We start from the raw sequence: 18,604 nt of genomic DNA, 5'->3' as shown, positions 1-18,604 counted from the left end.
CATGCGCATCGGAAACCTGCGCGGCCGTGCCCACCTGTTGCGCGACCGCGCCGCGATCGACATCGCCAAGGCCAGCGGCGGCCGGTTCGGGCCCGAGCCCGCGGACCTGTTCGCCCGCTGGCCCGAGTTCGTGGCGTGGGCCGCCACCGCGCACACCGACATCGCCGAGCCGTACCGGCCCGAGGACCTGGGCGCGCCGGTGCCGCGGCCGCGTCAGGTCTTCGCCGTCGGCCTGAATTACTCGGAGCACGCGGCGGAGACGGGTTTGCGTGCCGGCGGGGTGCCGTCGGTGTTCACGAAGTTCGCCGACTCGCTGACCGGGCCGCACGGCCGCATCGTGCTCAGCGGGCCGTCCGTGGACTGGGAGGTGGAACTCGTCGTCGTCATGGCACGGGAAGCGCGGAACGTCGCGGAGGCGGACGCTTGGGATTATGTCGCCGGGCTCACCGTGGGACAGGATTTCAGCGATCGTGACGTGCAGATGAGCGGGGAGCCACCGCAGTTCTCGCTGGGCAAGAGCTTCCCCGGCTTCGGCCCGCTCGGTCCCGCGGTGGTGACCCCCGACGAGCTCACGACACCGTTGCGGCTGCGCTGCTGGGTCAACGACGAACTCGTCCAGGACGGTCACACCGGGCAGATGATCCTCCCGGTGGGCGCGCTGATCGAACGGATCTCGGCGGTGTGCACGCTGCACCCCGGCGACCTCGTCTTCACCGGCACACCGGCCGGGGTGGGCATGGGACGGACCCCGCCGAGGTACCTCGCCCCCGGCGACGTCGTCCGCACCCGCATCGACGGCATCGGGGAGATGAGGCACGTCTTCGTGGCCGGCGGCACGGGGTAGCCCAAGCGTCCCGGGACCGGCCGCCGGTCCACCTCGTGGGTCAGCTCGAGGACCGTGTCCCCGGTTTCGTCTCCGGAGCCGGTGATGGGGGTGATCGCGGTGATGTTGATGGCGTCCACCTCGCCGGCGTGGTTCCAGACCGGCGCGGCGACGAAGCCGGAGATCGCCTCGTAGCGGTTCGCCGTGCGGCAGAGCAGGAACATCGTCTACGTGGACAAGATCGAACTCCCCAACTCGATTCACCTCGGCACCCGCATCGCGGATACGTGGCCGTGCACATCGCGGGCGTCGGCACACCGATCCTCGCCCAGCGTCTTGCCAGGGCCTCCTGCAATCACGTGTTGTGAAGTGCGCGGCGACCCGCGCGCCTGCCAACCAGGAAGCCCGAGGCCTTGTCGAGGCTTTTCGGCGTAGTTGTCGCGGCTCAGCCGAGCCCGGTCGGGACGAGGCTGGTGGCGAGTGTGGGATCCCAGTAGTCCCGCCAGGTGATGACCTTACCGTCGCGGATTCGGACGATGTCGGCGTAGCGCACCTCGTAGGGCTGCTGCGTCGAGGTGACGACGCCCTCCACCACGAACTGGGCGACGATCACTTCCGGGTCAGTGGTCTCGAGGATCTCCAGGTCGCGCACCTCGTGGAGGTCGAGGAAGTCGGGGTAGTTGTGAATGTGGCTCCAGATCTCGTCGTGGCCTTCCAGGCGTTTCGGCCAGCCATCGGGGGCGAACGGGTACTCCATCACGGCATCCTCGGCGTACATGTCGAGGAAGGCAGCCATGTCCTTGCTGAGCAGAGTGTCCAGAGCGCGACGGAACACGTCGGCGGGGCGATCGGTCATCGGTCGGGTCCTCTCCCTTCTTGCGAAACTGCCAAGTTTCGCCACTAGGAAAACTACGCCGTTTCTCTGCCTCTGACAAGGCGGGACGAGGCGGTGGATCAGACCAGACCGGGTGGCGGGGCGCCGACGAACAGTGGCAGGAGAACTTCGTCGGTGAAGCGGACGAGGTCCGCGTCGCTCAGCGGTACGCTCGTCGGGAGGAGTCTGCTGGTCAGCAGGGACTCGCAGAGCTCTGTGAGCCAGTCCAGGTCGGTCGTGCCCCGCATCCGCGGATCGTCACGCCACCGCCGGACGATCTCCGTCCACATCTGCTCGTGCGGCGCTGAGATGTGCCGCCGGCTCTCCGCGAGCAGCAACGGGTCATGTCGCGCCGCCTCGGCCAGAGACTGCAAGAGCATGCCATTGGCTGCGAGGGCCGAGGCGGCGAACCGCAGACCGGATAGGACGTCGTCCCGAAAGGAGCCGTGCGCCGGCACGTTCCATTCACGGGCGACGTGTCGTCGGACTGCGGCGACGAACAGTTCCTGCTTGCTCGACCAATGCCGGTAAAGGGTCGCCTTCGAGGTGCCGGTCGCGATGGCAACGGTGTCCATGGTCAGCCGCTCGAACCCGCGTTCACGCAGTAGTTCGACGACGATCTTGAGAACGGCGTCGATCCGTTCGGGTGGAAACTGTACGCGCGGCATGCCCGAGACCCTAGTTGTGCTGCTGACGCGGGTCGTCGACAGCATGGGCGTCGTCCCTGGTGAGCACAGCCGGGCCGGACTGGAAGCGCGATCACGGCCTTGAGTGCCTCGCGGTCGGTCATCGCCTGGTAACTGTCCTCGCTGACATCGACCTTGACCAGGTTCGCGTCCGAGTGGGGCATGCGGACTGGTGACCGCGCCATCGACGACCTGGGATCGCCAGTGGCCTAGAAGCTGGGCGGAACAGCTGGTCACCACGTCGGTCGCCGCGCTCACCGATGTCGTCGAGGTCGCGGTCCTGTCCATGGCGGGCGCCGACCGCGAGCCGCGGGGACGAGGTGCCCGCTCCGTGGGGGCCGTGTGCCCCGATGGGGAGGTGCTGCGGGGCAGCGCTGCGCTGGCCCCACCTGCGAGTCCGGGTGACGGTTGCTGCGCTACCGCGCGACGTTGATCGCCAGTCGCCGTGCTGGGCCGCGAGCGCTCGCTGACTCCGGCGGTTGGCCGAAGCGGGGCATGCCAGTCCGGTGTGCCCTCGGCGGTGACGAGGTGGGGGCCGGCGCCCGCTCGCGCACCGCGGGCGATCAGGTGATCGCCTTCGACGGGCAGCCGCAATTTGTCATGGTGCGTCGAAGGCATTTCTCCGTCGCGGACGATTCCGGGCGGGGGATGGATCGACTCGGTCCGGACAGTGGGAGGGCGGGACGGTGCTGCTGTCGCGGCAGCTTCGCGCGCGGCAGGGGCTGCGCGGGCCGAGGTTCGCTAATCGAGGAGCCGGCAGGAGTTCGGGCGAGGGCGGGCACCTGCCTGGGGAAACGTGAGCAGCCGTGGGAAGGATGTGCTCGGACGCAACGCGAGCAAGCGCTCGCCGGTGCTTCCACGTGGCGCCGAACGGCGGTTCACGGGTGCATCCCTGGCCTCGTCGCTCACTGAAAAAAACGAGTAGAAGAAACTTGAGCTATTGCTCATAATATGTTCATGTTCTGCGAACAATCAGGTAGCCCTCTTCAAACTCGGCGGTGTCTTCGGCGGAGGCATGACGACAACGCGGCGACGGTGCCACCGCGAGCTGCCGCCGAGCCTGACATTTCCGAACCTCCCGATGGGAGCTCCGCCCGGTTCAACGTCCGCGCGGCCCGCGGCGGCTGTCCCGGCCCGGATCAACCTCGTCGCATGCTGGTTCGCCGGGGTCGCCCGTCGCGCGTGGATGGACGAACCGGACTTCCGTTCGGTCACCCGAGCGAGCTCGATCGCCGACGCCGAACCCGCCGGCCCGCCGAACACCGCTGCTGTGTCGGCGGCCCGCGGCACTAGAAGAAGAGTGCCATGGAAAATGTTCATCCGCGATGTCACGATGTGAGCCGGCAGGACTTGAGCACCTCTGTTGGCAAGGCGCTCGCGTTGTTGAACGCGTTCGGCAATGCAACATACGTGTTCGGCGTAACGGAGTTGGCTGACGCCATAGGAATTCCGAAGTCGACGGCGTTCCGGCTGCTGGGCACGCTCGAGGCCGGGGGCTTCGTGGAGCGCGACGACACACGCTATCGCTTGGGCATCCGGTTGTTCGAGCTCGGCAATCTGGTATCGCCTTGCCGGCCGGAGAATCTGCGAGACACGGCCTTGCCCTACCTGAGTGATTTGTACGAGCTGAGTCACGAGACGGTACACCTGGCGACGATCGACGGTCCGGACGTTCTCTACCTCGAGAAGATTTATGGTCACAACAGTGTCCGCAGCCCTTCTCGCGTAGGTAAGCGGCTGCCGGCTCATTGCGCGGCGCTCGGAAAGGCGATTCTGGCCCATTCCGACGATTCGGTCGTCTCGTCGATCGTCGCGGGTCGACTGCGGCCGCGCACCTCGCGGACGATCGTGCTCCCCGGCGTTCTGCGCAAGGTGCTGGCAACCTCGCGGGTCGAGGGCGTGGCCTACGACCACGAAGAGGCCGCCGTCGGTCTCTCGTGCGTCGCAGCTCCCATCCTCATGGCGGGCAAACCTGTTGCCGCGATCTCGATTTCGGGCTCTCCGCCGCGTTTCAACCCGAGGGTGTACGCCGCCGCGGTGCGCAAGGCTGCCTCTGCCGCCGGAACGTCGCTGACCGCGGCTCGCGCGACCTCAGGGGAGGTCTGACCGGCATGCGGAAGAACGGTTTGCTCCACTACGAAGTCGTGGCATCGGAACTCACCGCGACGTAGACGACGCCTTGTTCGACCTTCGTCCGATAGGTCTCGATGTCCCGTGTCGCCGGCAAGGACAGTGCTGCGCCGGTCCGCAGGCAGAAGCGCGCGAAGTGCCACGAGCACTCGACGACGTCGCCCTCGACGTACCCGTCCACCAGCGGCGAAGCGTCATGCGTGCAGGTGCCGGACGTGGCGAGCCACTCTCCGTCGATGTTGAAAACGCTGATGGGCGGGTCGTTGTCGACGGCGACGGCTTCGCCGGGTGCGACGTCGCCGATCGCACAAACACGCTTCCAGGCCATCCGATACTCCGTTCCGCAGCGTTCGAACCGGACCTGACGCTATCGCGCCATCGTCTTCCACTCAGCTGCCCAGTGCCGTCTGGCGGAACGCGACAGGGGAGTGGAGGAGCGGGACATGCCACGATCGGCTTCGCCAGATCGTCGACCTGAAAGGAATGCCGGTATGAGCAGCGAGATTTCTGCGCTCGGGTACGTGGTGGTCACGGCTGAAGATCTCGCCGCGTGGCGTTCTTTCGCCGAAGGCGTGCTGGGGTTGGAAGTCGCGGAAGATCGAGCCCAATCGGACGACAGCGGCACACTGCTGCTGCGGATGGACGACCACGCCTGGCGTATCGCGGTCGAGCAGGGCCCGGATGGCGGGATCGGCGCGCTGGGGTTCGAGGTGTCCGGGCTCCAGGCTCTTGAGTCGCTGAAGAAACGGCTCAGTGCGGCCGGAGTGCCGGTCAAGGATTTGTCCTCCCTGGCCGTGGAACGTCAGGTACTGGGATTGTTCGGTGCACAGGACCCGGACGGGACGGCACTGGAGTTCTACTACGGGGGGCGGATGGCCACATCCGTCTTCAGGTCGCCGCGATCGGTCAGTTTCCTAACCGGTTCGCAAGGACTCGGCCACGCCGTTCTGTGGGTGTCCGACGTGGTCCGGGCACGGGAGTTCTACATCGATCTGCTCGGCTTCCGGCTGACGGACATCATTGACCTGGAAGGTATGACGCTGTATTTCACCTCGCCCAACGAGCGACACCATTCGCTAGCTTTCGCCTCCGCCGAGGGAAAGTCGGGGCTGCAGCACATCATGCTCGAGGTGACGCAACTGGACGGTGTCGGCCGGGCACTCGACCTCGCGCTCGCCAGTGGCGGCGGGCCGGTGTCCACCCTGGGTCGTCACACCAACGACAAGATGGTGTCCTTCTACTGCACCGCGCCGTCCGGACTGCATGTCGAGTACGGTTGCGGAGCTGTGCAAATCGACGACTCGGTACACACCACCGGCTACTACACCGACGCCAGTTACTGGGGTCACCGGCCCTGGCACGAGCAGCAGCCCTGAATCGACCGCTGCCCGCTCCTGCGCCGGGTCGTGGAGTTCCAACGGCCCCAGTGGCGTGCAGCCAGGCCGGCAACACGGCTGGGCTCGATCACACAGGCCCACTCCTCGGGAGTTGCATGTCGACGCCACCCTGCCGGCGCTCACCCGCACCAGCCTCGCCTTCTCCCAGTCACCTGCCACATGAAGGGAACCGGGCCCCACCACTCGGCGCTGTCGCGAACTTCCACGGTGGTTCCGCGCAACGGAACCGGGTCGATGGCTTCTGACGGTCGTGACGGCAGACTGGCCACATGAATGCTCTCGATGCGAAAGTCGCGCTCGTCACTGGTGGTGGTTCGGGCCTGGGGCGGGAGATCGTGGAGCGCTTCGTCGCCCAGGGAGCACGCGTCGGCGTGCTGGAGCGCGATTCCGCCAAGGCCGAGAACCTGAGTGCCGGCCTGGGCAGTGCGGTAGCTGTCACGGTTGGCGATGTGCGCTCCGCCCGCGACAACGAAGCGGCCGTCGCCCGGACAGTCGACGCGTTCGGTCCGCTGGACGTCTTCATAGGCAACGCCGGGGTGTGGGATTTCGGCGCGTCACTCGTCGACATCCCGATCGACACACTCGGGTGTGCATTCGACGACCTGTACGGGATCAACGTCAAGGGTTACTTGCTCGGCGCCCGGGCGGCAGTCGACGCGCTCCGTTCGAGCCGCGGTGTCATGATCTTCACGCTCTCGAACGCCGCGTTCCTTCCGGGTGGGGGCGGACCGCTGTACACATCGTCCAAGCACGCGATCGTCGGCCTCATCCGGCAACTCGCATACGAACTCGAGGGTCAGGTTCGTGTCAATGGTGTCGCGCCAGGACTCATGCCGACCGACCTCAGGGGCTTGCCGTCGCTGGGCCAGGATGCGGTCAGCCTCGGCGATCTGATCGGTGAACAGCTTGATGGTGCCGGCACGGCAGGTGTCCGGTCCGCCGGGGATTACGTCATGGGTTACGTCCTTCTCGCGTCCAGTGGAGCGCGCGTCACGAACGGCGCGATCTTCGAGATGCACGGCATGTTGAGCGCCCCGGCACGTCAGCCCGTTCCCCCCGTGGCTGACGTGCCGGCACACGGGTGACGGGCCGCGAACGTGGTTGTCCCAAGTGCGAGAAGGGCCCGCCGTCGAGTCCGGCAGGGTGAGTCCGGCGTTTCCGGTCAACAGCCTTCGTTTGTGTCGACGGGACGGGCCGAGCGGCGAAAGTGCAGGCGCACCGCCAACGCACTCGCTACCGCACCCCATCGAGGGCGGCCTCCCTGCGCCGGCGAGCCGAGTCACCGCCCAGGGCCGAATCCTGGGGGACGAATCGCGGATCCGGCGTGGACAACCATGGGTTCCGTTCACCGGCACGGCACATTTGCCGTCGGCCGGCCCCGCTGACATCGTGATCGCACGGTCGCGAGCGGTTCTCGCGGCACGCGTTCCTGAATCGTCCACCAGGTCAGCACATCGAACCAGGTTGGAGGCGCCGAGTGTCCAGTGCTGTCGGAGGTGCCGAGAGTGCCGAGCAAGTGCACGGCCGTTCGCGGATGTCCCTGAAGCTGCAGCATGAAATCGAGCAATTCTACTACTACGAAGCCGAACTGCTCGACGACAGGCGGTATCGCGTGTGGTACGACCTGCTCGCCGAGGACATCCGTTACTGGATGCCGATTCGTTACAACCGCGTGAGCCGCGAGCTCGACCAGGAGAACTCCGGCCCGGGAATGCTCGCTACCATCGAAGACGACAAGGAATCGATCGGATGGAAAGTGCGTCAGTTCGAAACCGGAACGCACTGGTCCGAAGATCCGCCGAGCCGGACACGGCACCTCATCTCGAACGTGCGGATTCGGCCCGGCGAGCGGGAGGGTGAGGTCGCGGTGCGATCCAACTTCCTCTGCTACCGCAACCGGCTCGACACCGAGGTCGACATGTGGGTGGGGCAGCGTGAAGACGTGCTGCGGAGTACCGGCGAGGAGCGTTTTCTGCTGGCGCGGCGAACAATACTTCTCGATCAAAACGTGATTCTTTCCAAGAATGTCACGGTTTTCTTCTGAGTAGTTCTCCGAGTCGTCTGTGGAAAGGGATGCCGATGACGCTGGACAATTGCGATCTGGTCAATCTGGTTGACTGGGAAAACGGCTTGATCAGCCCGTTGATATTTTCCGATCAAGAAATCTACGATGTTGAGATGGAGCGTCTCTTCGGGAGGACGTGGCTGTTTCTCGCGCATGAGAGCATGCTCAAGCGGCCTGGCGATTTCTTCTCCACCTACATGGGGGCTGATCCGGTGCTGGTGGTACGCCAGCGCGACGGCAGCGTGAAGGCGTTCCTGAATTCCTGCCGCCATCGCGGTATGAAGGTCTGTCGCGCGGACGGCGGGAACGTCCGCGCCTTCACGTGCACATACCACGGTTGGACGTACAACACGGCCGGCGAGCTCGTCAACGTACCCGTCCTCGACGGTGGGTATCGTGGTGGACTGGACAAGGAGAAGTGGGGTCTGATCCCGGTCGCACAGGTCGACTCGTACAAGGGCCTGATCTTCGGCTGCTTCGATCCGACGGCTCCCTCTCTCCGCGAGTACCTTGGTGATGCGAAGTTCTACCTCGACAACTTTCTCGACCGCCGCGAAGGTGGCACAGAGGTGCTCGACGGTGTGCACAAGTGGTCCTTCGCGGGGAACTGGAAGCTGGCCGCCGAGCAGTTCGCCGGTGACGGTTACCACGTCGCGTCCAGCCACGTGTCGATCATGATGACGTTCATGGATCCCAACGCGCCCCGGCAGCTGGACTTGTCGGAAGCCCTGACGCTCGGTAAGCAGTACAGCTCGCGTCACGGGCACGGCGCGGGCTTCCATGTGGAGACACCCGGCTACGGCTTCTACCCCACGCCCAGTCTGCTGAAGTACTACGAGGAGACGCAAAGCGAGTCGGAGGCGCGCCTCGGGCACCCGCGGCTCGGATTCCACAACACGGTGTTCCCGAACCTTTCCGGGCTGACCGGCCAGTTCATGACCATCCGCGTCTGGCACCCCAAGGGGCCGAACGCCTTCGAAACCTGGTCGTGGGTCCTGGTCGACCGCGACGCACCCTCGGAAGTGCGCGACGAACAGCGGCGGTTCACGACCAGCCAGTTCAGTCCGGCCGGCATGACCGAATCCGACGACGGGGAGAACTGGAGCGAGATCGGCCGCAACCTGTCGGCCAGTCCGCAGATCAAACGCCACCTTCTCAACTACCAGATGGGCCTGGGACAGGACCGGGACGACCACCCGGAGTACCCGGGGACGATCACCGATTACGGCGTGGGCGACGCTCCACAGCGGGCCTTCTACCGGCGATGGCTGGAGTTCATGACAAGCGACCGGTGGCCCGTCGCGCTCGCGAGGAGCGGGGATCAGCAGGCTCCCGGGTCGTCCCTTTCGGCGTAGTCGCTTGCACGGGGACCGGCTCGACCAACACGACGACGAACGGCGCGAGGAGCAGAACGTGGAAACATTGACAGAAGAATCTACGAGCGGTTTCGTAGAGATCTTCGAAGACGACCTGGAAATGAGGATCCACTACAACTCGGCAGGGGAGGGGCCCGCCGTCATCATGATCCATGGTGGCGGCCCGGGTGCGAGTGGTTGGAGCAACTTCCACCGGAACATCGAGGACTTCGCCACTGCCGGCTACCGAACCATCCTGGTCGACTGTCCTGGCTTCGGCCGGTCCGATCCGATCGCCACGCCGGACGCCAGTGGGCGAACCAACGCGAAGGCGATCCGGGGGCTCATGCGGGAGCTAAACATCCAGAAGGCGCACCTGGTCGGCAACTCGATGGGGGGAGCTTCGGCCATCCGCTTCGCCCTTGATCATCCGGAGCGAGTTGATCGTCTTGTCGTGATGGGACCGGCCAATCTGGGTGACAGCCTCTTCACGCCGGTTCCCATGGAGGGCATCAAATTGCTGATGAACCTCTACCTGAATCCGACGCTCGAGGCGGTCGAGGAGATGCTGAGGGTTTTCGTGTACGACCAGTCGACTGTCACCGAAGAGCTGAAGCAGGGCCGGCTGCGGAACATCATGCGTGACGACGGCCTGCACCTGAAGAGCTTCGTCGCGGCGATGGAGAATTCGAGTGATTTCACGCCCGTCGACCTCTCCTCCCAGTTGAGGGACATCACTGCCAAGACGTTGGCGATACACGGCGCCAACGACCGGTTCGTGCCGATGGACCACGCGTTGAAGGTCGTCAAGGGTATCGCCGACTGCCGACTCACCATCTTCAACCGATGCGGCCACTGGGTTCAGTGGGAGCACGCCGAAGAGTTCAACCGCGTCGTTCTCGACTTCCTCCGGTCATAGGTGGTCTCCGTGGTCGAGCCGCTGATGCGACGGCGCGCGGGGACGCGCGAGAAGTCCGACGAATGCCCGGCCGCCGCCGGGTTCGTGGAGGCCTGAGCCGTGGCCACCGGCAGGAGGTTCGGGACAGTCGTCGTCGGGGCTTCGCTCGGCGGTGTTCGCGTGGTCCAGGCACTGCGCGCCGCGGGCTATGCGGAGTCGATCGCGCTCGTCGGCGACGAACTCCATCCCCCGTATGACCGGCCTCCGCTGTCGAAGCAGTTCCTCCTCGACGAAACGAGAGATGTCTCCGATCTCGCGCTCTTGCCGGTGGAGGAGATGTCGGCGCTTGAGCCGGAACTCATCCTGGGCCGGACGGCGGTCGCGTTCGATGCCCGCGACCGGTGTGTCACGCTCGACGACGGCACGCGGCTGACGGGTGAAACGGTTGTGATCGCAACCGGCGCACGAGCCCGTCGTCCGCTCCGCCTCCCTCCGTCGGAGCACGTTCTGACGCTTCGCACCGTCGAGGACGCGCGAGCGATCCGGGACGCCCTGCGCTCCGCGTCGAGCTTGCTCGTCGTGGGGGCCGGGTTCATCGGTTGCGAAGTGGCGTCCGCGGCGCGCGAGCGGGGCGTCGGGGTCACCGTGGTCGAGGCGATGCCGACGCCGATGTCCCGGGTTCTGGCACCCGAACTCGGGTCACGCCTGGCCGCGTTCCACGCGGAGTGCGGCAGCGACCTCCGGTGCTCGACGCGAGTGATGGCGGTCGAAGGCACGGGTTCACTCGAGCGGGTCACGCTCTCCGACGGCACGGTCGTCGCCGCCGATCTGCTGGTGGCGGGCGTCGGGTCGGAACCGTCGGTCGACTGGCTGCGTTCGTCGTCGCTGATGGTGGGGGACGGCGTGCACTGCGACGAGCATGGCCGGGCGGTCGGTGGCGACCGCGTCTACGCGGTCGGTGACGTAGCTCGGTGGCGAAGCTCCCGGTTCGGCGACGCCGTGCGGACCGAACATTGGACGGCGGCGGGAGACCAGGCCAGTATGGTCGCTGCCGACATCCTGAACCTTCCGGTGCCCGGTGAACCGGTGCCTTACGTGTGGTCCGATCAGTTCGGCCGGCGGATTCAGCTCGCTGGTCGCTGCGCGCCGACCGACGCCGTGCACGTGGTCCGTGACGGCGGCAAGATCGTCGCGTTCACGGAGCGCCGGGGGCGGCTCTCCTCGGTGCTGGCTGTGGACGACCCGCGGTCTTTCGGCAAGTACCGCCGCCTGCTCGCCTCTGACGCGTCGTGGGAAGCCGTGATGGGAGCGGCGGGGATTCATGGTGTTTGAGCCGTCACGGTCGTCCACTTCCGGCCACGGCGCTCGATGCCGGTGGTCAGCCTGTCGGCGCCTGCTGCGTCTGAGGGGCGTCCGCGTCCGCAGGACCGGCCCAGCAGGCTCGAAAACGAGCCCGCTGGGCCGTCGCCGCCCGCGACCCGGGGGCCACCGCTGATGACGGCACCGGCCCCTGGGGGGTCAGTGGCCGGCGATGTCGAGGGTGACCTCCGAGAGCGGACAGCCCACACATGTCAGCAGGTAACCATCGGCTTTCTGCTGGGGCGTCAGGCAGTTCGGCTCGTTCTGCGCGATCTCCCCGGCGCGGAGCCGCACCATGCACTCGCCGCAGTTGCCGACGGTGCAGGAGTACGGCATCGGCAGCCCGGCCGCGAGTCCCGCGTCGAGAAGTGTCTGGCCGGGTTCGACCGTCACCGAGCCGACCGGCCGGCCGTTGTCCTCGACGATCATCTTCTGCGGCTCGGTCACGGTCGTCCCGGTGTCCGCGCCGCTGGAGTAGCGCTCCTGGTGGATCAGCGTGCCGGGGACGCCGAGTTCGGCCAGGACGGCCCGCACCGTGTCCATGAGCGGTTCGGGACCGCAAAGGTAGTAGTGAGCGCCTTGTGCCGGAGCGTGCTCGGTCACCCAGTGACGGACGCGGTCGCCGTCGAGGCGCCCGTCCCGGCGGCTCAACACGTGCGTGACCGACAGCCGGCCAGGCTGCTCCCTCTCCATCCGGGCCAGCTCGTCACCGAAGATGATCTCCTCCTCGTCACGGCTGCTGTAGAGCATCGCGATCCGGTCGCGTGCCGCGCGGTCCGCGAGCCGCGTACGGATCATGCTCATCATCGGGGTCACCCCGCTGCCCGCGGCGACCAGCACGACTTCTTCCGGGGGCTGCGGTTGCGCGTGGAAGGAGCCGGACGGACCGCGTACCCAGAGCCGGTCCCCGGCTCGCAGGCTCTGGTGTACGTAGGTGGAGAAGCCACCGCCATCGACCCGCTTGACGGTGACCTCCAGCCGGGACGACCCGGGTGCCGAGGAGGCGGAGTAGGCGCGCCGCACCTGGCGGCCGTCGATGTCGGCGACCAGCGTGAAGAACTGGCCGGGCCGGAAGTCGAACGAGCGGGGCTCGGCACCGGTGTCCTCCAGCACCAGGGTGACGGCACTCGGTGTTTCCTGGCGCACCTCGACGACGCGCACTTCGTGCAACGGGTTCGCCGTCCCGCGCTCGTCGTCGGGACGCCCCCGCAGCCGGCGCAGGAACCCGCGGCGCCCGCCGGCGGGGCCGCGCCCGAGGTCCTCGTAGCCCTCCTTCCGCAGGCCCGAGCGGTACGCACGGTCCATCACCAGCCGCAGCAAGGTTTCCACCCCTGGGATCGCCCCGAGGACTTTCAGCAGGAGTGCGGGCGGCCCGCCGTCGCTTTTCGCCGAGTTCGCGGCCAGGTGCTGCGTGGCCAGAGCGGTGAGGCTCGGCATCGGACCCTCGTCGAGGTACTCCCCGGGATTCCACAGACGCGAGCGCACCACGGCGTCGTTGACCCTGACCTCGGCGTCTTCGACGTCGATGACGAGAGCGAGCTGCGGCGGCGTCCCCCGCAGGGCCATCATTTCCAGCAGCGCGGGATCGTCGGTGATCGTGCCGCGGCCACGGCCGTGCAGCACGCCGCTGCGTCCCGGCACGAGCGCGGCGAAGGACAGCCGATCGTCTTGCAGCAGGTTGTGGAACGTGTCCGCGCGCTTGTTGCCCTTCCGATCCGCGATGACGAGGGTGCGGCCGTCCAGGATCCGGGCGACCGCCTCCTGGTCCCCGCGCGGACTCGTGTCGCTCCCGCCCGAAGCGTCCCAGGAGGACAGTGCTAGGAACGGTGCCTCCGCCAGGAACTCACCAACGCCCGGGCGGCACAACGGCCCGTCCCCGCTGATCTCGGTGACGGCCGGCTCGACCGGGTTCGCTGGCTGCCACAGGCGGGCCCGCATCACCGCCTGTGCGCAGTGCACGTAGGCCTGCTCGATCGTGACTGTCGTCTCCGCGCCCTGGTGCCCGGTGGCCACTCCGTTGACGCGCAGGATCTCCCCGACACCGGGCAGGAGGAAGAAGAACGAGACAGGGCCGTGCGGTACCCCGGCGCCGGGCCCGGTGAACGAGATCCGTGTGGGTGAATGCACGCGTACGAAGCCGGAACTGCCGCCGATGAAGGTCGTCCGGCTGACGTCTTGAGCGTCGCGGTAGCCGAAGGCCGCGATAGGGGACCGGGCCAGGACGTTCCGGCATCCCTCGTCGAGTGCGCTGATCTGCTTGAGCGTGATCATCGGAGCCGGCCGGCCCACGGCCGCCTCGACCTCGTCGACCGTGGCCAGCCGGTGGATGGTGTGCGCCTGGTGTTCTCGCTGCACAGGTTCTCCTCTCAGACGGGGGGCGGACCGGGCACCCCGGCGCTCGGCGCCAAAGCGGGTAAATCCGCAGGTCACGGGTAAATTATGAGCAATACCTCACATCTTTGGCTACTCGCTTTTCCTGGCTTCGCGCGCGCCGGGAGATGGTGTTCCGCTGGTGTGTTCGGCCAGGTCGAGGACCCGCCGGAGGCGAGGCGGCGGCGACCGCGAGCGAACGGCTGCCGCGGTTGCTCACGTTTGCCGCTGGCGGCTGACCACCTGGCGGGTGGGGTCGTGGCAAGATTTGAGCGACAGATCGGTCTGGCTGCTGCTCGCTTCCACGCCCTCAGGAGGGGAGTCGTGACATCGGAACAACGCAGGCTCGAGCCGCGCAAACAGCCGAGGCAGGTCCGTGCCGCGCTGACCCGGCAGCGCATCCTCACCGCCGCTGGTCAAGTCTTCGCCGAGTACGGCTACGCCGCCGGCACCACGAACCGGATCGCTGAGCGGGCGCGCGTCTCGATCGGCTCGCTGTACCAGTACTATCCGAACAAAGACGCGATCCTGGCCGAACTGCTCGTCCGCCACCTCGACGCCGACGGGGCCGCCGCGGTGCTCGAGCGGTACAAGGACCGCGCCGAACCGCTTGAGGACATCGTCCGGGCCTTCGTGCGCACGGTTATCGACAACCACCTCGATGATCCGCAGCTGCTGCGGATCATGATCGAGCAGGGGCCCCGCTCCGGTGGGCTGCTGCAGCGCGTCGTCCGGCAGGAGCAGGAGATGGTCGGCCACCTGAGGGAACTGCTGGAGCGGCACCCCGAAGTGGGGGTGCGGGACAAGGACACCGCCGCCCGGCTCGTGACGTCCACAGTGGAGCTGACGGTGCACCAGCTCGTGGCCGCGCCCGGTTCGGTCGACACGGACCGGTTGGGGCGCGAGCTGGTGGCCATGGTCGCCGGTTATCTCCGCGCCGGGGGCTGACATCTCGGCTTCGCGATGCTCCGGCTCATCTTCAGGTTCGGGTCCTGCTTGGGGGGAAATGCGGAATCGCGCTGACCCGTTGGAGGGGTGCTCCGGGCTAGCTAGGTGAACACGCCCGCGGTGGCGACCCGGACTCGCTTGCGTGCGGCCTGCTCGTCGTCGCCGAAGCGGTCGACGCCCCAGGACAGCGTGACGACCAGCTCGTACAGCTCCTCCGCGGTGACGCCCTCCACGGCGTCGCCGGCGGACTTCGCCGCGTCGAGGAGTTCGCGGGTCCGGTCGAGCAGGGGGTTGCACGCGTGGGTCATCGGTGAGCCCGGGTCGTTGTGCGCGGTGGCGACGCAGGAGGGCAGGTCGTGCCAGATGCGCAGCTGCCAGGTCAGCCGCGCCAGCCATTCGGCGAGCGCCTCGCGCGGGGACGCGGTGCGGGCCAGTTCGCCGGATTCGGCCACGGCCTCCTCGATGCTGGTCTGCATGACGGCGGCGAGCAGGTCGTCCCGCGTCGGGAAGTTCCGGTAGAGCGTGGCGTTGCCCACTCCCGCTTTCAGGGCGATGCCGTCGAGCGAGGCGAGGACGCCCTCGGTTTCGAACGTCTCACGTGCCGCGAGCAGGATCGCGTCGCGGTTTCGCCGGGCGTCGGCCCGCAGCGGCCGCGCCTTCGCGCTGTCAGCCATGGCATCCCTCCTTGCGGAAGTGGGGAGTGTCCCCGCATACTGAATTCGGGGACACTCCCCACTTGATGAAGGAGTATAGGTGAACCAGTCACTCCAGGGCCGGACCGTGCTCGTGACGGGCGCGAACGGCGGCCTCGGCGAACAGTTCGTGGCCCAGGCGCTCGAACGCGGCGCGAGCAAGGTCTACGCCGCGGCGCGCAAGCCGAAGAGCTGGAACGACTCCCGCGTCCAACCGCTGGCCCTCGACATCACCGACGCCGGCGCCGTGGCCCGCGCCGTCAGGTCCGCCCCCGACGTCGACCTGGTGATCAACAACGCCGGGATCGCGCCGGAGGGCGACTCCATCGCCGGGCCGGAGGACGAGCTGCGCCGGATCTTCGAGACGAACTTCTTCGGCACGCTCCGCGTCGCGAACGCCTTCGCGCCGGTGCTCGGCGCCAACGGGGGCGGAACCCTGCTGAACATCCTGTCCGCGGCGTCCTGGTTCAGCATCCCGACGGGATACGCGGCCTCGAAGGCGGCGATGTGGTCGGCGACCAACGCGCTGCGGGTGCAGCTGCGCGGGCAGGGCACCCACGTGATCGGCCTGCTGGTCGGCATGATCGACACCCCGATGACGACCAGGTGGGACGTCCCGAAGGTCACCGCCGCGAGCGTCGTCGCCCAGGCCTACGACGGCGTCGCCGACGGTTCGCTCGAGGTACTGGCCGACGAGCCGACGCGCGAGCTGAAGTCCCGGCTGAGCACGAAGGCCGAGGAGTTCTACCCCTGGATGGATGCGCAGCTGGCAGAGCTGGTGTCCTGACCCCGGGTCCAGAGTGGACGACCGCCTGGACTGGTGGCGCCACCAGCCCGGCGGCCACCGCCGGGCCCGAGCTCGCGTGCCAAGAACAGTCGATCCGTCGCGTGCCCGCGGGAATGGTTTTCGCCTGCCGGCGTTGCTTGTTCGACCGACAAGCGGGAGGGACACTGGGCTGATTCCCGAAGGGAGGGTGGCGATGACCGGTTCTTCCGTGCAGCCGTGGCGCTTGCGGGGAGTGTGGTTCGACGCGTGCAAGTGCGCCATCCCGTGCCCGTGTTCCTTCGCCCAGCCGCCGACCTACGGTGATTGCGACGGTGTTCTCCTCTGGCACGTGCGCGAGGGGCGGTACGGCGAGTCCCGATTGGACGGGTTGAACGTCGTGATGCTGGCGTCCTTCGTGGGCAACGTGTGGGGCGATCACAGCGACGCCTACGGCGCGGTGTTCCTGGACGAGCGAGCCGACGAGGCGCAGCGCGGCGCCCTGCAGATGATCTTCGGCGGCCAGGCGGGCGGCTGGCCCGCCCGGTTCACCGAGATGTTCGGGGGTGAGATGCGCGGCATGGAGTTCGCCGCCATCGACGCCTCGATCGCCGAGGACTACTCCGGCTGGAGCGTCAGCATCCCCGGCAAGGCGACCGCGCGGGTCGAGGCGCTGACCGGGCCCACCAGCGAGCCGGGCGCGCGGGTGGAGGTCCACAACCTGCCCGGTGCCGAGGTGGGCCCGGGGCAACCGCCCGCGGTGTGGGGCCGGGTCACCGGGGAGTCCGCCGACGCGTTCGGTTTCCGCTGGGAGCGCAGCGGCAACTCGAGCAAACTCATCCCGTTCGAGTGGAGCGGACCGGACGCGGCATGACCCCGCGGCCGGGCCGGGATGTCGCTTCGCACGCGGCTTCGGTGCGGCGGTGGTCGCGAACCGAGGTCGCGCTGGTGGTCGTGCTGCTGGTGCTCGCCGCACTGGCCTGGGTGCTGACGAGCAGGCTCGCGACCGCGGACATGCGCATGGGGGTCCTGACCGGCGGGCCCGCGATGGACGACATGGCCGGCGCGATGCGGCCGTGGCCCGGGGAAGCGGCGCTGTTCCTCGGCGTGTGGGTCGTGATGATGGCGGCGATGATGCTGCCGAGCGTCGTGCCGTTCAGCCTGGGCATGCGCCGTCTGCTGCGCAGCCGGGGACTGCGTGGCCACGGCCTGTTCGCCGGCTACTTCCTCGTGTGGGCGGTGGCGGGGATCGGGGCGTTCGCGTTCGTGCAGGGGCTGGAGCGGGCCGTGACCGGGCCCAGCGTCACCACAGTGCGGGCCGGGGGAGTGGTGCTGCTGGTCGCCGGGGTGTACCAGCTGACCCCGTTGAAGCGCGTGTGCCTGCGGCACTGCCGGACGCCGATGGCGCTGCTGCTCGAACACAGCGAGACGGCGGTGCGCGGCCGGTTCGGTGTCCTGCGGGTGGGGCTGAGCCACGGCGGGTACTGCCTTGGCTGCTGCTGGGCGCTGATGGCGGTGCTGCTGGCCGCCGGGATGATGAACCTGGTATGGATGGCCGTGTTCGCGGCCGTCGTCGCCCTGGAAAAGGTCACCCGCCACGGCGAACTGATCAGCCGCGTGGTCGGCGGCCTGCTCCTCGCCACGGCGATCGTCCTGCTGGCACAGCCGGCCCTGCTGACCTAGGAGTGGCGGGCTCCGCCCTCCGGGATCGGGTGGCCGCCCAGCTGGCGAGGAGTTTGAGCCGGTCTTCGGACGCGGTGCCGGGCTCGGCCGTGTAGATGATCAGGTCGTGCACGGCCCGGCCGGGCAGCGGCAGGTCGAGGGACTGGAAGGTCAGGTCCAGGTGGCCGACTTCGGGGTGCCGGAGCCGGTTGGTGCCGTCGTGGCGGATTAGGACGCCGGGGTCGAGGAAGATGTAGCGGGCGATGTTGGTGCGGCCGCGCTGGTCGGCGGTGGCGCTGTCGAACATCGGCGCGAGCAGGGCCCGGGCCAGGGGATTGGCGGCGACGACGTCCGTGCGGCCGTTGCGCACGAACGCCGAGGACATCGTCATGGAGTCGAGCAGCCACTGGACCCGGGGCGGGATCTCGACGTCCCGGCGCCGAGACGACCGGGCCAGGTCGAACAGGTAGGCGGCTGAGCGAGTCCGGTCTGCGCGAGGTCGTCGACAAGGCGCAGTCGCACGGGTTCGCGCTGTGGGACACCGCGGCGGTGTACGGCATGGGCCACCCGGAGACGGTCCTC

At 67.8% G+C, this 18,604-nt stretch carries 18 protein-coding genes and 1 pseudogene; 13 read left to right on the top strand and 6 right to left on the bottom strand.

Annotated elements, in window-relative coordinates; translation table 11 throughout:
- Position 1: 1 nt before the first annotated feature.
- A complete protein-coding gene (locus AMY39116_RS0308375; protein ID WP_020417240.1) occupies positions 2 to 844 on the top strand; it encodes a fumarylacetoacetate hydrolase family protein in 843 nt (280 codons plus the stop codon).
- A gap of 424 nt (positions 845 to 1,268) precedes the next feature.
- Here AMY39116_RS0308375 and AMY39116_RS0308365 read toward each other — a convergent pair whose 3' ends face one another.
- Together AMY39116_RS0308365 and AMY39116_RS46570 are read right to left on the bottom strand one after the other, a co-directional pair.
- Entirely contained in the window at positions 1,269 to 1,679 is a 411-nt protein-coding gene (locus AMY39116_RS0308365) for a nuclear transport factor 2 family protein (protein WP_020417238.1), read from the bottom strand.
- 98 nt (positions 1,680 to 1,777) lie between these two features.
- The gene (locus tag AMY39116_RS46570; protein ID WP_020417237.1) at positions 1,778 to 2,410 is read right to left on the bottom strand and encodes a TetR/AcrR family transcriptional regulator; all 633 of its coding nucleotides are present in this window, start codon (positions 2,408 to 2,410) and stop codon (positions 1,778 to 1,780) included.
- 1,278 nt (positions 2,411 to 3,688) lie between these two features.
- Here AMY39116_RS46570 and AMY39116_RS0308355 point away from each other — a divergent pair.
- Positions 3,689 to 4,489 carry an IclR family transcriptional regulator gene (locus tag AMY39116_RS0308355; RefSeq protein ID WP_084506030.1) on the top strand — a complete coding sequence of 267 codons (801 nt, stop codon included), beginning with the start codon at positions 3,689 to 3,691 and terminating at the stop codon, positions 4,487 to 4,489.
- Between the two features lie 28 nt (positions 4,490 to 4,517).
- Here AMY39116_RS0308355 and AMY39116_RS0308350 read toward each other — a convergent pair whose 3' ends face one another.
- A complete protein-coding gene (locus tag AMY39116_RS0308350) occupies positions 4,518 to 4,841 on the bottom strand; it encodes a non-heme iron oxygenase ferredoxin subunit (protein ID WP_020417235.1) in 324 nt (107 codons plus the stop codon).
- 163 nt (positions 4,842 to 5,004) lie between these two features.
- Between AMY39116_RS0308350 and AMY39116_RS0308345 the strand changes: the two genes are divergently transcribed.
- From AMY39116_RS0308345 to AMY39116_RS0308315, 6 genes are all read left to right on the top strand, one after another.
- A complete protein-coding gene (locus tag AMY39116_RS0308345; protein ID WP_020417234.1) occupies positions 5,005 to 5,889 on the top strand; it encodes a VOC family protein in 885 nt (294 codons plus the stop codon).
- 290 nt (positions 5,890 to 6,179) lie between these two features.
- The gene (locus tag AMY39116_RS42450) at positions 6,180 to 6,995 is read left to right on the top strand and encodes an SDR family NAD(P)-dependent oxidoreductase (protein WP_020417233.1); all 816 of its coding nucleotides are present in this window, start codon (positions 6,180 to 6,182) and stop codon (positions 6,993 to 6,995) included.
- A gap of 392 nt (positions 6,996 to 7,387) precedes the next feature.
- Entirely contained in the window at positions 7,388 to 7,954 is a 567-nt protein-coding gene (locus AMY39116_RS0308335) for a 3-phenylpropionate/cinnamic acid dioxygenase subunit beta (protein WP_202961404.1), read from the top strand.
- A 35-nt stretch (positions 7,955 to 7,989) separates the two neighbouring features.
- Complete coding sequence (locus tag AMY39116_RS0308330) at positions 7,990 to 9,330, top strand: aromatic ring-hydroxylating dioxygenase subunit alpha (RefSeq protein ID WP_039791329.1); 1,341 nt, start codon at positions 7,990 to 7,992, stop codon at positions 9,328 to 9,330.
- A gap of 58 nt (positions 9,331 to 9,388) precedes the next feature.
- Positions 9,389 to 10,249 (top strand): alpha/beta fold hydrolase, encoded by an 861-nt coding sequence (locus tag AMY39116_RS0308325; RefSeq protein WP_027935755.1) that lies wholly within the window; start codon positions 9,389 to 9,391, stop codon positions 10,247 to 10,249.
- A 99-nt stretch (positions 10,250 to 10,348) separates the two neighbouring features.
- Positions 10,349 to 11,560 (top strand): NAD(P)/FAD-dependent oxidoreductase, encoded by a 1,212-nt coding sequence (locus tag AMY39116_RS0308315; protein WP_020417228.1) that lies wholly within the window; start codon positions 10,349 to 10,351, stop codon positions 11,558 to 11,560.
- 186 nt (positions 11,561 to 11,746) lie between these two features.
- Here AMY39116_RS0308315 and AMY39116_RS0308310 read toward each other — a convergent pair whose 3' ends face one another.
- Complete coding sequence (locus AMY39116_RS0308310) at positions 11,747 to 13,942, bottom strand: 2Fe-2S iron-sulfur cluster-binding protein (RefSeq protein WP_020417227.1); 2,196 nt, start codon at positions 13,940 to 13,942, stop codon at positions 11,747 to 11,749.
- 339 nt (positions 13,943 to 14,281) lie between these two features.
- On the opposite strand from AMY39116_RS0308310, the gene AMY39116_RS0308305 reads away from it, so the two are divergent.
- Complete coding sequence (locus tag AMY39116_RS0308305) at positions 14,282 to 14,905, top strand: TetR/AcrR family transcriptional regulator (protein ID WP_020417226.1); 624 nt, start codon at positions 14,282 to 14,284, stop codon at positions 14,903 to 14,905.
- Between the two features lie 101 nt (positions 14,906 to 15,006).
- On the opposite strand, the gene AMY39116_RS0308300 is transcribed toward AMY39116_RS0308305, so the two are convergent.
- A complete protein-coding gene (locus tag AMY39116_RS0308300) occupies positions 15,007 to 15,579 on the bottom strand; it encodes a TetR/AcrR family transcriptional regulator (protein ID WP_020417225.1) in 573 nt (190 codons plus the stop codon).
- A gap of 79 nt (positions 15,580 to 15,658) precedes the next feature.
- On the opposite strand from AMY39116_RS0308300, the gene AMY39116_RS0308295 reads away from it, so the two are divergent.
- The 3 genes from AMY39116_RS0308295 to AMY39116_RS0308285 all read left to right on the top strand — a co-directional run bounded on the left by AMY39116_RS0308295 (position 15,659) and on the right by AMY39116_RS0308285 (position 18,043).
- A complete protein-coding gene (locus AMY39116_RS0308295) occupies positions 15,659 to 16,384 on the top strand; it encodes an SDR family oxidoreductase (RefSeq protein WP_020417224.1) in 726 nt (241 codons plus the stop codon).
- A 193-nt stretch (positions 16,385 to 16,577) separates the two neighbouring features.
- Positions 16,578 to 17,234 carry a DUF1326 domain-containing protein gene (locus tag AMY39116_RS0308290; protein WP_027935754.1) on the top strand — a complete coding sequence of 219 codons (657 nt, stop codon included), beginning with the start codon at positions 16,578 to 16,580 and terminating at the stop codon, positions 17,232 to 17,234.
- Complete coding sequence (locus AMY39116_RS0308285; RefSeq protein ID WP_020417222.1) at positions 17,210 to 18,043, top strand: DUF2182 domain-containing protein; 834 nt, start codon at positions 17,210 to 17,212, stop codon at positions 18,041 to 18,043. Before AMY39116_RS0308290 ends, AMY39116_RS0308285 begins: the two co-directional genes overlap by 25 nt.
- Here AMY39116_RS0308285 and AMY39116_RS45265 read toward each other — a convergent pair.
- Positions 17,970 to 18,446, bottom strand: a complete 477-nt coding sequence (locus AMY39116_RS45265) for a hypothetical protein (protein ID WP_255346838.1) — start codon at positions 18,444 to 18,446, stop codon at positions 17,970 to 17,972. The two genes, AMY39116_RS0308285 and AMY39116_RS45265, sit on opposite strands and share 74 nt — an antisense overlap.
- A 50-nt stretch (positions 18,447 to 18,496) precedes the next feature.
- Between AMY39116_RS45265 and AMY39116_RS48065 the strand changes: the two are divergent.
- A pseudogene (locus AMY39116_RS48065) lies at positions 18,497 to 18,598 on the top strand (aldo/keto reductase); the annotation flags it as partial.
- Positions 18,599 to 18,604 lie beyond the last annotated feature (6 nt).

The sequence above is a fragment of the Amycolatopsis sp. ATCC 39116 genome (assembly GCF_000231075.2).
In the GTDB taxonomy this organism is placed as follows: Bacteria; Actinomycetota; Actinomycetes; order Mycobacteriales; family Pseudonocardiaceae; genus Amycolatopsis_E; species Amycolatopsis_E tucumanensis.
Note: the sequence above shows the minus strand (reverse complement) of the source record. Positions and strands in the feature narration are given on the sequence as shown.